Source organism: Pseudosulfitobacter pseudonitzschiae (assembly GCF_900129395.1).
GTDB classification, from domain to species: Bacteria; Pseudomonadota; Alphaproteobacteria; order Rhodobacterales; family Rhodobacteraceae; genus Pseudosulfitobacter; species Pseudosulfitobacter pseudonitzschiae.
The window spans coordinates 608,142-620,837 of the sequence record NZ_FQVP01000001.1 but is presented as its reverse complement, the minus strand read 5'-3'; the positions used below and the strand labels follow the sequence as shown (position 1 = coordinate 620,837).

At 64.0% G+C, this 12,696-nt stretch carries 15 protein-coding genes; 6 read left to right on the top strand and 9 right to left on the bottom strand.

All coding sequences use genetic code 11. The features are described 5' to 3' along the window. The first annotated feature begins 9 nt into the window (after nt 1–9). Nucleotides 10–852 (top strand): 16S rRNA (adenine(1518)-N(6)/adenine(1519)-N(6))-dimethyltransferase RsmA, encoded by an 843-nt coding sequence (gene rsmA, locus BUC08_RS02970; RefSeq protein WP_037920721.1) that lies wholly within the window; start codon nt 10–12, stop codon nt 850–852. A 79-nt stretch (nt 853–931) separates the two neighbouring features. Here the strand turns inward: rsmA and BUC08_RS02965 are convergent, their stop codons facing one another. From BUC08_RS02965 to prfA, 3 genes are all read right to left on the bottom strand, one after another. Beyond that, complete coding sequence (locus BUC08_RS02965; RefSeq protein WP_037920724.1) at nt 932–1,576, bottom strand: DUF4167 domain-containing protein; 645 nt, start codon at nt 1,574–1,576, stop codon at nt 932–934. 214 nt (nt 1,577–1,790) lie between these two features. Further along, nucleotides 1,791–2,633 carry a peptide chain release factor N(5)-glutamine methyltransferase gene (prmC, locus tag BUC08_RS02960; protein ID WP_037920726.1) on the bottom strand — a complete coding sequence of 281 codons (843 nt, stop codon included), beginning with the start codon at nt 2,631–2,633 and terminating at the stop codon, nt 1,791–1,793. Beyond that, nucleotides 2,630–3,679, bottom strand: a complete 1,050-nt coding sequence (prfA, locus tag BUC08_RS02955; RefSeq protein ID WP_037920728.1) for a peptide chain release factor 1 — start codon at nt 3,677–3,679, stop codon at nt 2,630–2,632. The genes prmC and prfA overlap by 4 nt, the downstream gene beginning before the upstream one ends. 62 nt (nt 3,680–3,741) lie before the next feature. Between prfA and BUC08_RS24900 the strand changes: the two genes are divergently transcribed. Continuing rightward, entirely contained in the window at nt 3,742–4,029 is a 288-nt protein-coding gene (locus tag BUC08_RS24900; RefSeq protein ID WP_073194115.1) for a hypothetical protein, read from the top strand. Here the strand turns inward: BUC08_RS24900 and BUC08_RS02945 are convergent. The 3 genes from BUC08_RS02945 to BUC08_RS02935 are packed head-to-tail and all read right to left on the bottom strand — an operon-like array spanning nt 3,970 to nt 6,556. Continuing rightward, nucleotides 3,970–4,377: a DUF1499 domain-containing protein gene (locus BUC08_RS02945; protein ID WP_318173670.1), complete on the bottom strand. Its 408-nt coding sequence runs from the start codon at nt 4,375–4,377 to the stop codon at nt 3,970–3,972. The genes BUC08_RS24900 and BUC08_RS02945 overlap by 60 nt on opposite strands. A 55-nt stretch (nt 4,378–4,432) precedes the next feature. Continuing rightward, nucleotides 4,433–5,380 carry an agmatinase gene (speB, locus tag BUC08_RS02940; protein ID WP_037922018.1) on the bottom strand — a complete coding sequence of 316 codons (948 nt, stop codon included), beginning with the start codon at nt 5,378–5,380 and terminating at the stop codon, nt 4,433–4,435. 6 nt (nt 5,381–5,386) lie between these two features. After that, nucleotides 5,387–6,556, bottom strand: coding sequence for a M20 aminoacylase family protein (locus BUC08_RS02935; RefSeq protein ID WP_037920735.1), 1,170 nt, complete (start codon nt 6,554–6,556; stop codon nt 5,387–5,389). A 75-nt stretch (nt 6,557–6,631) separates the two neighbouring features. Between BUC08_RS02935 and mazG the strand changes: the two genes are divergently transcribed. Further along, complete coding sequence (gene mazG, locus BUC08_RS02930) at nt 6,632–7,453, top strand: nucleoside triphosphate pyrophosphohydrolase (RefSeq protein ID WP_143186660.1); 822 nt, start codon at nt 6,632–6,634, stop codon at nt 7,451–7,453. Nucleotides 7,454–7,464: 11 nt separating this feature from the next. Here mazG and BUC08_RS02925 read toward each other — a convergent pair whose 3' ends face one another. Continuing rightward, on the bottom strand, nt 7,465–8,409 hold the full coding sequence (locus tag BUC08_RS02925; protein ID WP_156024881.1) for a hypothetical protein: 945 nt from the start codon (nt 8,407–8,409) through the stop codon (nt 7,465–7,467). 68 nt (nt 8,410–8,477) lie between these two features. On the opposite strand from BUC08_RS02925, the gene BUC08_RS02920 reads away from it, so the two are divergent. The 3 genes from BUC08_RS02920 to BUC08_RS02910 are packed head-to-tail and all read left to right on the top strand — an operon-like array spanning nt 8,478 to nt 11,315. Then, the gene (locus tag BUC08_RS02920; RefSeq protein ID WP_037920739.1) at nt 8,478–9,419 is read left to right on the top strand and encodes a nucleoside hydrolase; all 942 of its coding nucleotides are present in this window, start codon (nt 8,478–8,480) and stop codon (nt 9,417–9,419) included. Continuing rightward, nucleotides 9,416–9,865, top strand: a complete 450-nt coding sequence (locus tag BUC08_RS02915; RefSeq protein WP_037920741.1) for a GNAT family N-acetyltransferase — start codon at nt 9,416–9,418, stop codon at nt 9,863–9,865. The genes BUC08_RS02920 and BUC08_RS02915 overlap by 4 nt, the downstream gene beginning before the upstream one ends. 31 nt (nt 9,866–9,896) lie before the next feature. Then, nucleotides 9,897–11,315 carry a protein adenylyltransferase SelO gene (locus BUC08_RS02910; RefSeq protein WP_037920743.1) on the top strand — a complete coding sequence of 473 codons (1,419 nt, stop codon included), beginning with the start codon at nt 9,897–9,899 and terminating at the stop codon, nt 11,313–11,315. Between the two features lie 74 nt (nt 11,316–11,389). On the opposite strand, the gene BUC08_RS02905 is transcribed toward BUC08_RS02910, so the two are convergent. Together BUC08_RS02905 and BUC08_RS02900 are read right to left on the bottom strand one after the other, a co-directional pair. After that, nucleotides 11,390–12,265 carry a DMT family transporter gene (locus BUC08_RS02905; protein ID WP_037922023.1) on the bottom strand — a complete coding sequence of 292 codons (876 nt, stop codon included), beginning with the start codon at nt 12,263–12,265 and terminating at the stop codon, nt 11,390–11,392. 60 nt (nt 12,266–12,325) lie between these two features. Continuing rightward, nucleotides 12,326–12,685: a winged helix-turn-helix transcriptional regulator gene (locus BUC08_RS02900; protein ID WP_073194113.1), complete on the bottom strand. Its 360-nt coding sequence runs from the start codon at nt 12,683–12,685 to the stop codon at nt 12,326–12,328. Nucleotides 12,686–12,696 lie beyond the last annotated feature (11 nt).

The following is a 12,696-nucleotide window of genomic DNA, read 5'->3' as shown; positions in this document are numbered from 1 at the left end:
GGCCTCGAAATGAGCACGATCGACAATCTGCCGCCCCTGCGCGATGTGATCAACACCCACGACCTGCGCGCACGAAAGTCATTGGGCCAGAACTTCTTGCTGGACCTGAACCTGACCGCCAAGATCGCGCGTCAGGCGGGTGACCTTACAGGCTGTGACGTGCTGGAAATCGGTCCCGGCCCCGGCGGTCTGACCCGTGGGCTGCTGTCCGAGGGGGCGCGCCGTGTGCTGGCCATTGAAAAAGACCCGCGTTGCCTGCCTGCCCTGGCCGAGATCGCCGACGCCTATCCAGGCCGCTTGCAGGTGATCGAGGGCGACGCGCTCGAGATCGACCCGCTGCAACACCTGACCCCGCCCATTCGCGTGGCCGCCAACCTGCCCTATAACGTCGGCACCGAACTGCTGGTGCGCTGGCTGACGCCGAAAGACTGGCCGCCCTACTGGCAATCGCTGACGCTGATGTTCCAGCGCGAGGTCGCGCACCGGATCGTGGCAGAACCGGGGTCCAAGGCCTACGGGCGTCTGGCGCTGTTGGCCCAATGGCGGGCCGATGCGCAGATCGTGCTGAACCTGCCGCCCGAGGCGTTCACCCCGCCGCCCAAGGTTTCCTCTGCCGTGGTCCACCTGACGGCGCTGCCCCAGCCGCGCTTTCCAGCAGATGCCGCCGTGTTGAACCGCGTGGTTGCCGCCGCCTTCAACCAGCGCCGCAAGATGCTGCGCGCGGCGCTCAAGGGTGTGGCCCCCGACATCGAGGACCGGCTGCTGGCCGCAGGCATACAGCCTACGGAACGGGCCGAGCAGGTGTCGCTGGAGGCGTTTTGCGCGCTTGCACGCGCGGTTGCAGCGGCCTGAGCCACACAAATGCCCCCCACAAAGCAAAAGGCCCCGCAGCGATGCAGGGCCTTTTTCAATTCAGACGATCAGGCAAAGTTTATTCGGCGGCTTCCGGTGTGCTGCCACCTTCGCTTTGACCTGCGTCGGACGCCGGCGCCTCGGCCTCTTTGGTGGCCTCGACAGGCGGCTTGGGCTTGCGGCGCGACCGGGTGGTTTTCGGCTTGGGCGTGCTTTCGGGTGTTTCCACCAGACCGCTGTCGGCCTCAACGTCGATCACATCGGATTGCGGCTGTTTGCGCGTCTGCGGCTGGGGCTGCGCGTCCTGACCGCTGGCATCTGCCTGGGCATTGCCCTGCTGCCCGCCATTCGATTCGCGTTCCTGACGCTCGTTGCGCTCGCGGTCACGCTCGGCCTGACGGTCGCGTTCGGCCTGACGGTCCCGGTTCTGGCGCTCTTGTTCCTCGCGCTTGGCGTCGATCTCGCGCTGCGCTTCGCTCAGCAGACGCAGATAGTGCTCTGCGTGCTGTTGAAAGTTTTCTGTGGCCACACGGTCACCGGACAGCTGCGCGTCGCGTGCAAGCTGGTTGTATTTGTCGATGATCTGTTGCGGCGTACCGCGCACCTTGCCCTCGGGGCCAGAGCTGTCGAACACGCGGTTGACGACGTTGCCACCGCCCCCGCCATTGTTCGAGCTGCGATTGCGCGTGTTTTTTGACCGGGACCGGGATCTCGAAGATTTCATGAAATAGCTTAGCCTTGTTATGCCTATCGCTGCAGTTCATCGGATTGCGCGACATGCGCCATCATTGTCCGAAAAATGCGATGTGTTGGGCTTGACGCCGAGCGGGACCACCAAAAGGTATCCACCGCTACAACATCTTTGAATAAACACGCGGGGCCGCGTGGGACAAGCATTAATTGCCACGCTGCGTCACTTTTCCACAGATTGTGCGGGTTTATGCCGTCCGGGGCGGTGTTCTGGCGCAAATCACACGATCACGGCCATCCATATCGGGCAGGCACACAACATCCTGCCAGCCCGCGGCATAGAAGATCTCGACCACATCCGCGGCCTGGGTCCAGCCGATCTCGCAAATCAGCCGCCCGCCCGCCGCCAGATGCGCAGGTCCCATCGCCGCCAGCACACGGTAGGCCGTCAGCCCGTCCGCCTCGTCCGTCAGGGCCATGCGAGGCTCGTGGTCGCGCAACTCGGGGGCGACGTCGTCCATTTCCTCGGCGGCCAGATAGGGCGGATTCGACACGATCAGGTCATAGGTGCCCTGCACCGCCCCGAACCAGTCGGACAGGATCACTTCTGCCCGCGGGTCCACATCGTGCAGCACGGCATTGGCGCTGGCCTGCAAACAGGCCGCTTCGCTCAGGTCGGTGCCGGTGCCCACGGCCATGGTGCGTTCGGCCAGCAACGTCACCAGGATACAGCCCGATCCCGTGCCAATGTCCAGCACGCTGGCAAAGGGTTCAGCCAGAGCCGCCTCGATCAGGGTTTCGGTTTCGGGACGCGGGTCCAGCACATCGCTGCTGACCTTGAACCGGCGGCCATAGAACGCACGTTCCCCGATCAGATGGCTGACCGGCACCCGCACCGCACGCAGGCTGATCAACGCCTCGTAGCGTTCGGCGATCTCGGGGGCGATGTCCTCGGGGGCGATCAGGGTGACCCGCGTGGCGTCCACCTGTGCGGCATGGGCCAGCAGCAGCCGGGCGTCCCGCGCCGGGTCCGGCACCCCCGCCGCCCGAAGCCGTGCCGTGGCCGCAGCCATGGCCTGTGCCGCGGTCATTGTCCCATCTCGGCGAGCATCCGCGACTGGTCGTCCGATCTCAGCGCGTCAATCACCTCGTCCAGGTCGCCCTGCATCACCGCGTCCAGCTTGTACAGCGTCAGGTTGATCCGGTGATCGGTCATGCGCCCCTGCGGGAAATTATAGGTGCGGATGCGTTCGGACCGGTCACCGCCGCCCACCTGGGCCGCGCGGTCGGCGCTGCGTGCGCTGTCGATGCGGTTGCGCTCCATATCATAGAGTCGCGCGCGCAGCACCTGCATGGCCTTGTCGCGGTTGCGGTGCTGGGATTTCTCGGAACTGGTCACAACAATGCCGGTGGGAATGTGGGTGATGCGTACCGCCGAATCCGTGGTGTTCACGTGCTGTCCGCCCGCACCCGACGACCGCATGGTATCAATCCGGATGTCGTTCGGGTCGATGTGAATATCAACCTCTTCCGCCTCCGGAAGCACGGCCACTGTCGCCGCAGAGGTGTGAATGCGTCCGCCGCTTTCCGTTGTCGGCACCCGCTGGACGCGGTGCACGCCGCTTTCGTATTTCATCCGCGCAAAGACGTTGTCGCCCTTGATGTGGGCCACGACTTCCTTGATCCCGCCCAGTTCGGTCGCCTGTTCTTCGATAATGTCAAAGCCCCAGCCCCGCGCCTCGGCATAACGCATGTACATGCGCAGCAGGTCACCCGCGAACAGCGCCGCCTCGTCACCGCCGGTGCCGGGACGGATTTCCAGCATCGCGGGCTTGGCATCCGCCGCATCGCGCGGCAACAACGCCAGTTGCAGGGCCGCCTCGGCATCGGGCAGCGCCGCCTTCAGGCGCGGCAGTTCCTCGCGGGCCAGGTCGGCCATCTCGGGATCGTCCAGCATTTCGCGCGCATCGGCCATGTCGCTTTGCAACTGGCGGTACCGGGCGATCTGTTCGACCACGGGGCGCAGATCGGAATATTCCTTGGCCAGTGCCGCAATATCGCCACCACCCGCGGACATCGCGGCTTCGAGGTATTCAAACCTCTCGGTGATCTGTTGAAGGCGTTCTGACGGGATCATGAGCGTTCCATCTGATATTGAAAGGATTTGGTCAAGGCCAAGGACAGTGGTATATTGTTGCCATGTTACGCGCAGCCGTTCTTGCACTGGCGCTTGCCACACCGGCCCTCGGGGATGTCACAACTCCGGGAGGCAAGACGATTGACTGCTATTGCACCGACAAAAGCGGGTCCCGGGTCGAGCTGGGCGACATTGTCTGCCTGCAAGTCGACGGGCGCATGTTCATGGCGCAATGCCAGATGTCACTGAACGTGCCGATGTGGCGCGAGGTGCAGACGGGCTGCCTCAGTTCATCCTTGAACAGTGGCCAGCAACCCCTTCAATCTTTTGGCATTTACCCCCATATCTGACGACCCGAAACGCGCGCGCGCCAGGATGCGAATTTGACCTTCGGTCTGTTCGATAGTGGTGTAATCGGGAAAACCGACCGTAGGCGTGCGTGTCACATATGTGATCCGCCCGTCGGCCACGGAGCCTGCCAGAACACGCGTGCGGGGCAGCGCCTGCATCGCCGCATCCAACCGCGCCAGCAGCCCGTCGGAGGCGGGCAGAACGCGGATGGCGCCGTTGCCAAAATCCTTGTCTTCCGTCGCCGCAATGGGCTGATTCCATCGTGCCGGGTCAGAGGGGGCCAGCCGCACATAGGCCACCGCGGCCCCCGCCAGCACGACCACAAGGGCCACTATCCAGAACAACATGCGCATCTATCCTCTTCTCTGGTTCATAAAATCCTCGGTGCAGCGTTCTGCCCCGTCAACGATAGGCAACGCCTGGCAGCACGCACAACAGTTCGAACAGGATGTTCGCCCCCGTCAGCGCCGTGTTGCCGGATGTGTCATAGGGCGGGCTGACCTCGACAAGATCGCAGCCCACAATGTTCAACCCCTTTAACGCGCGGATCAACTGCATCGCCTGTGGCGTGGTCAGCCCGCCAATTTCTGGCGTGCCGGTGCCCGGCGCATAGGCGGGATCAAGGCTGTCGATGTCATAGGTGACGTAAACCGGCGCATCCCCAATATCGCGCCGGATTTCCGCGCCCAGCGTGTCCAACGGGCGGTGCCATAGCTCGGACGCCTGCCATTGCTGAAAGCCCCAGCCCTGCGCCTCGGTAAAGTCGGTGGCGGCATAGCCGGTGCCGCGCAGGCCGACCTGATAGACCTTTTGCGGGATGATCAGCCCTTCCTCATGGGCGCGGCGGAACACGGTGCCGTGGGTCTCGCGCATCCCGAACATTTCGTCGTTCACGTCCGCATGGGCATCCACATGCACCAGCGCCACGGGACCGTGGCGTTTGGCAATCGCGCGCAGGATTGGCAGGGTGATCGAATGATCGCCACCGATGGCCATCGGCATCACGTCATACTTTAGGATCGCGTCGTAACTCTCTGCGATAATTCGCAAACTGTCCGACAATGAAAACGTATTGATCGCCAGATCCCCAATGTCCGCCACTTGCAGACTGTCAAAGGGAGCCGCCCCGGTCTGCACGTTATAGGGCCGGATCATCGCGCTTTCGGCGCGCACCTGTTTCGGCCCGAACCGCGTGCCCGACCGCCAGGAGGTGCCGATGTCCATGGGCACGCCCAGCACGCAAACATCCAACCCCTTGAGGTCATTGACCGACGGCAGGCGCATAAAAGTGTTCGGGCCGGAAAACCGCGCAAGGTCATTGCCGCTGATCGGTTGGTTCTTGCGTGTCACCATCCCTCAGGCCCCTTTCACCGGTTGTGCGGTTTCCACCAGACGGGCAAAGAACGACGCGCCCACAGGGGCGGCTGCGTCGTTGAAATTGTACTCAGGGTGGTGCAGCCCCGCGCCCTCGCCGATGCCCATGAAGAAATAGGCGCCGGGGCGCGCTTCGAGCATATAGGCGAAATCCTCGGCGCCCATGTTGGCAGGGCTGTCCACGTCCACCGCCGCGTCGCCCGACACATCGCGGGCCGCACGCGCGGCCAATTCGACCCCGCGCGCATGGTTGACCGTGGGGGGATAGCCGCGCACGTAATCAACCTTGGCGCTCAGCCCGAAACTCGCGGCCTGCCCCGCGACAATCTCGTTCATCCGCCGTTCTGCCAGGTCGCGCATCTCGGGCGTGAACGTCCGCACGGTGCCGTTCAGATAGGCGGTTTCGGGAATGACGTTATCAACCGTCCCGGTGTGGATCTGCGTGACCGAGATCACCAGCTGCTGCCCCGCCTCGATGTTCCGGCTGACGATGGTTTGCAGCGCCTGGGTGATCGATGCGGCACAGACCACCGGATCGACCGTGTCCTGCGGCTGTGCCCCGTGGCCGCCGCGCCCGGTCAGGTGAATGTGGAACGTGTCCGCCGCCGCCAGCAGCGGGCCGGAGCGCGCGTGAAACGTGCCCTCGTCAAAGCCGGGGACGTTGTGGATGCCATAGACTTCGCCGATGTCGAAGGTGTCCATGATCCCCTCTTGCACCATCGCCTCGGCCCCGCCGGTCGCCTCTTCGTCGGGTTGGAAAATCAGCGCCACGCGCCCCGCGAAATTGCGCGTCTCGCACAGGTATTTCGCGGCCCCCAACAGCATGGTCGTGTGCCCGTCGTGGCCGCAGGCGTGCATCCGGCCCGCGTGGGTGCTGGCATAGGGCAACCCCGTCGCCTCGGTAATCGGCAGCCCGTCCATATCGGCACGCAACCCAATGGTCGGCCCCGCGCCCTGCCCGTTGATGATCGCCACGATGCCGGTTTCGGCAAATCCTTCGTGGATCTCGTCCACGCCAAACTCGCGCAGCCGCTCCGCGACAAAGGCCGCCGTCTTGTGGCAGGCGCGGCCCAGTTCGGGAATGGTGTGCAGGTGCTGTCTCCATTCGGCCATCTGCGGGGCAAAATCAGCGATGCGGTTGACGACGGCCATTGGGTGGACTCCTTGGGAAATTTGCGGCTTGGTGCATCTGACACCGAAGTGCTGCGGGCTGCAATGGGGGCTGAAATGACGAACGACCTGATCCACGACCAAACTGCGGGGATCGAGCGTTTGCTGGAGATCATGCGCCGCCTGCGCGATCCCGAAACCGGCTGTCCGTGGGACATCGAACAGACCTTTGACAGCATCGCGCCCTATACCATCGAAGAGGCCTACGAGGTGGCCGACGCCATCGCGCGCCGCGACTGGCCCGAGCTTGAGGGCGAATTGGGCGATCTGCTGCTGCAATCTGTCTATCACACGGCGATGGGCGAGGAAGACGGGCATTTCACCTTTCAGTCCGTGGTGCGCAACATCAGCAACAAGATGGTTGCGCGCCATCCGCATGTGTTCGGCGACGAAAGCCGCGACAAATCCGCCGAACAGCAGACGATGGACTGGGAGGTCATCAAGGCCGCCGAACGCGCAGGAAAGGCACAGCGTGGCACGCTGGACGGGGTGGCGATTGGCCTGCCTGCCCTGATGCGCGCGGTAAAGCTGCAAAAAAGGGCGGCGCGCGTGGGCTTTGACTGGCCCGACATCGATCAGGTAATCGACAAGATCTCTGAAGAGGCCGCGGAACTGGTCGAGGCACGCGAGACCTTGAGCCATGCCGAAGTGACCGAGGAATTCGGCGATATGCTGTTCGTGATGGCCAATCTGGGACGGCACCTGGGCGTGGACCCCGAAGAAGCCCTGCGCGCCGCCAACGCCAAGTTCACACGCCGGTTCGAGGGGATCGAGCGGCGGCTGGCAGACAAGGGCAAGACGCCGGACCAAAGCGATCTGGCCGAGATGGACGCGCTGTGGGACGCCGAAAAGGCGGCTGAAAAGGCGTTGAAAGCCTGAGCAAAAGCCACTTACGCCAGCGTCACGCCCCTCATCGCGTCAATGCGCGCCAGATCATCGGCATAGCGCCGGGTCAGCTCGGCCACCTCTGCATCCGAAAAGGCCGCAAAGCCGTGGTCCGTGCGATCCTGCGCATGGTCTGCGATCACCGCTTTCCACTGCGCCCGCTCAAGCACCTCGCCCGCGTGATACCGCGCCTGCAAGGCCATCAGGCCCGCGTCAGTGGCACTCAGGTTCACCACCTGCTGCGGCTCTTGCAGCGGCACACCCTCCAACCCCGGCGCCAACATCCGCAAAGCCTCGACGCTGCTGCCGCGCCGCGCGTAGGGCACCACCAGCAACCGCTCGGGCTGTAGGATATCGCGCAACGCCGCGACTATCTCGGGCCACCCGCGATCCATATCCATGTAACTTGGACGCAGCGCATCGAAGGCAGCGACCCGATTGTCCTCGGCCCGCTTGCGATAGCCCGAAACATAAAGCTGGTCATAGGGCCGCAGCACGAACAACATCCGCGCCACGCGGCCCTGCAATCCTGCCTTCAGCGCCATCAACCGCGCTTCGCAGGCGGGATAAAACCGCCCTTGGGTAAAATGCATCATGCGCCCCGGAATATTCTCCTCTGACAGGATCAGCGGACGGTGAACATCGGGGCTGTGCGCGGTCACGGCATCCGCAACCCGCGCGGCAAAACGCTCGGTCTGGTTCATCCCGTGCCGTGGTCCCGGCAGCCGCAGCCCCAGGGTGCCGGTAGGAATTCCGTCGCGCCCAGGATAAGCCAGGTCATAGCCCGCCCCGTGTAGCGCATCCCGATTGTCATGCAGGCACATCTGGAACGATGACGTGCCCGTCCGGTGGGCGCCCGCGTGCAGGAAAAAGGGTTTCTCGTCAGCCATCTCAAAGCGATACGCGGCGCAGGCATCTTTACGCAAGGCTCCGCCGGCACCTCTGGACATCGCGGGCCCCAATTGCGACTGTCGCGCAACGCCGACGGGCGGAAATTTTCACGACCAAGGAGCCCGCCGTGACGCCCCGCAAAATCATCATCGACACCGACCCCGGACAGGACGACGCCGTCGCAATCCTGCTGGCCTTGGGCAGCCCTGACGAGATCGAGGTTCTGGGCATCACCGCCGTGGCAGGCAATGTGCCGCTGGCGCTGACCGAAAAGAATGCGCGTATCGTGTGCGAACTGGCCGGACGGCCCGACATTCCCGTCTATGCCGGTTGCGACCGCCCGCTGGGCCGCCCACTGGTGACGGCAGAGCACGTGCATGGCAAGACCGGCCTCGACGGCCCCGCGCTGCCCGATCCGACCATGCCCCTGCAAGAACAGCACGCGGTGGATTACATCATCGACACGGTCCGCGCCCATGACACAGGCACCGTTACCCTGTGCCCGCTGGGGCCGCTGACCAACATCGCCACGGCGCTGCAGCGCGCGCCGGATATTGCCGAAAAGATCCAGCAGATCGTGCTGATGGGCGGCGCGTATTTCGAGGTCGGCAACATCACGCCTGCTGCAGAGTTCAACATTTATGTCGACCCGCAAGCCGCTGATATCGTGTTCAGATCAGGCATCGATATCGTGGTGATGCCGCTGGATGTGACGCACAAGGCGCTGGTCACCGCCGAACGCAACGACGCCTTTCGTGCCCTTGGCACGCCGGTGGGCATCGCCGTGGCCCAGATGACCGAATTCTTTGAACGATTTGACAAGGAAAAATACGGCAGCGCCGGTGCGCCACTGCATGACCCATGTGTGACCGCCTACCTGATCCGCCCTGACCTGTTCTCGGGGCGCCACGTCAACGTACAGATCGAAACCACGTCCGAGCTGACACTGGGCATGACCGTCGCCGATTGGTGGCGCGTCACAGACCGTGCGCCCAACGCCACCTTTATCGGGGATCTGGACGCTGACGGATTCTTTGCCCTGCTGACCGAGCGGATCGCACGACTATGAGCGCCGCCCTGACCCTGGCCACCCCTGACCACCTTGCGGCCCTTCTGGCGCTGGTTGAACGGTTCCACACCGAAGAAGGCATCGACAGCACGCCCGAAAGCCGCAGCGCGGGTGTGGCACCGTTGCTGAACGGCATCCCGCACGGGGCTGCCTATCTGATCGGCCCGCCGCGTGCGCCCATCGGCTATATCATCGTCTGCTTCGGCTGGTCGGTCGAATTCGGCGGTATGGAGGGCTTTGTCGATGAACTTTATATCCGCCCCGGCGTGCGCGGACGTGGCGTGGCAACCGAGGTGCTGATGGCCCTGCCCCGTGCGCTGGGGGCTGCGGGCCTCAAGGCGCTGCATCTGGAGGTTTCCGACAACAATGAGACCGCGCAACGGCTTTACAAACGCGCGGCCTTCCAGATGCGCGATGGCTATCACCTGATGACGCGGATGCTCTAGAATCCGCGCCGCGGCCACTTATGTTAAGGTCATGACCATGCACATCCCCTTCGACAACACCTTTGCCGCCCTGCCATCGGGCTTTTACACCGCGCAACCGCCCACAGCGGTCAAGGCGCCGTCGCTGCTGGCGTTCAATGAGGCTCTGGCCGCGCATCTGGGCATAAACGCCCCTGATGCGGACGAGATTGCGACCGTTTTCGCGGGCAACACCGTTCCCGACGGAGCCACCCCGCTGGCGCAGCTCTACGCAGGTCACCAGTTCGGCAACTTCAATCCGCAACTGGGCGACGGGCGCGCATTGCTGCTGGGCGAGGTGATCGACCAGAGCGGCACCCGCCGCGACATTCAGCTCAAGGGCTCGGGCCCCACGCCCTATTCCCGCATGGGGGACGGACGCGCCTGGCTGGGGCCGGTGCTGCGTGAATATGTCGTGTCCGAAGCGATGCACGCCCTTGGCATCCCCACCACCCGCGCGCTGGCCGCTGTCGCCACGGGCGAGCCCATCTGGCGCGAACAGGGTGCCTTGCCGGGTGCGGTGCTGACCCGCGTGGCCGCGAGCCACCTGCGCGTGGGCACGTTTCAGGTTTTTGCCCATCGCGGGCAAATTGAAGAGCTGAAAACCCTCACCGACTACGCCATTGCCCGGCACTATCCCCAGGCCGACGGCCCCATGAGCCTGCTGGCCGCCGTCTGCACCGCACAGGCCGAGTTGATCGCGGCATGGATGTCCGTGGGCTTTATCCACGGGGTGATGAACACCGACAACTGTGCCATCTCGGGCGAGACCATCGACTATGGCCCCTGCGCATTTATGGACGCCTATGACGAGGCGCGGGTGTTCTCATCCATCGACCAACAGGGCCGCTATGCCTATGGCAACCAGCCGCGCATCGCCGTGTGGAACTGCGCGCAACTGGCCACCGCCCTGATCCGGCAAATGGACGACATGGACGCCGCTGTGGAAGAGGCCACCGCCATCGTCCACGCCATGCCCGGCCAGCTTCAGGCTGCATGGCTGAAACGCTTCGGCGCAAAGCTTGGCCTGTCGGCCCCCACGACCGAGGATCAACCGCTGATCGAGGATCTGCTGGCCCTGATGCAGTCAAACGGCGCGGATTTCACCAACACATTCGCGGCCCTTGGTTCGGACACGGTCCGCGACCAGTTCACCGACCGCGACGCCTTTGACGCGTGGCACAGCCGCTGGCAGGCCCGCGTTGCCTCCGAACCTGACGCTGCCGCCCTCATGACCCGCAGCAACCCGCGCATCATCCCGCGCAATCACCGGATGGAGCAGATGATCGAAGCCGCCGTCGCGGGCGACATGGCCCCGTTCCAGCGCGAAATCACCGCACTGGCCGCGCCCTTTGATCCGAAATCAGACCCTGACCTGATGCGCCCGCCCACCCAACAGGAAATCGTCCCCGCAACCTTCTGCGGCACCTGACCCTTCATCTTGCTTGAAAAACTCCGGGGGACGGGCAAAGGCCGGGGGGCAGCGCCCCCCAGTCCCCCTCATCCTCACTTGCGATTGATCAGGAATATCCCCGCCGCAACCAGCACCAGCGCGGCCCAGATCGTCCAGCCCACGTGCTCGCCCAGCAACAGCCAGCCCAGGATCACCGAAAACACCGGTGACAGAAAGCTGAACGATGCCACCGAGGATGCCGGATAGATCGACATCAGCCAGAACCACGCCAGAAAGCCAAAGCTTGCCACCACGACGATCTGGAACGCCAACCCCCACAGGTGGATGGGCTGCACGTCGCGCAACAGGTCGCCAAACAACGGTGCCGCCAGCACCAGAAGCGGTGCCGAAATGATCAACTGCCACAGCAATTGCTGCTCGGGCGGCACACGGGACAGCGGTGTCACACGCACCAACATCGCAATCGCGGCCCAGCAAAACGCCGCACACAGTGCCAGCAGATCGCCCAGCAGCGACGCCTGCCCGTTGCTGCGGTCCAGCAAGGCCAGCACCACACCGCCCATCGCCAGCAGCAGCCCGACGATGCGCAGCCGGCTCAGCCGCTCGGCAGGCAACAGCACATGGGCCGACAGCGCCAGCCACACCGGCATCGAATAGAAAATAATCGACACGCGCCCCACGGTGGTCAGGTCAAGCGCCGTAAAAAGGCACATGAATTCAATGGCGAATAGCCCGCCCGATACCACGCCGGCCGTGATGCTGCTGCGTGGCAGGGTGAACGACACGCCGCGTGCCTTCATCCACAACAACAGCACGACCGCCCCACCAACCGATCGCAAGCCTGCCAGAAACACCGGACCAAAGCCGCCGTTGGTGACTTTGACCACCACCTGGTTAAAGGCCAGGTTGAGCGCAAAAAGCACCAGCGCCACCGCGCCGAAGGTGTCGATATGTGATTTGCGTTCCATGCCCGCCACCAAGCGGTGCGGCTGTCCTAAAGTCAATTGTGCCGCTGCGGCGCATTTGGTTCAGCGCATGGCCGTCTGGTCCCGGTGAGCTTGGCTCCAGTCATAAAGCTGCGACAGGATCGCGCCCAGATCCGCACCTTTGGCGGTCAGCGAATAGCCCACCCGTCGCCGCGCGTCGTGCTTTTCGATGCGTGCAACCAGCCCGCTGCGTTCGAACTCTTGCAACTGCGCGGTCAGCACCTTGCGGCTGATCCCGTCCAGCGCGCGGGTCAGTTCCAGAAAATGCATCTCACCCGCCATCAGGCAGTGCAGCACACTGGGGCCGTGTTTGCCGCCCAGCAACCGCAGCGTTTCGCCCACCGGACAGGTGCCGGTAACGGGGTCCAGCCACGGCTGGCGGTCCTGTGTGGTGTCCTTCATGGCGTCTCCGG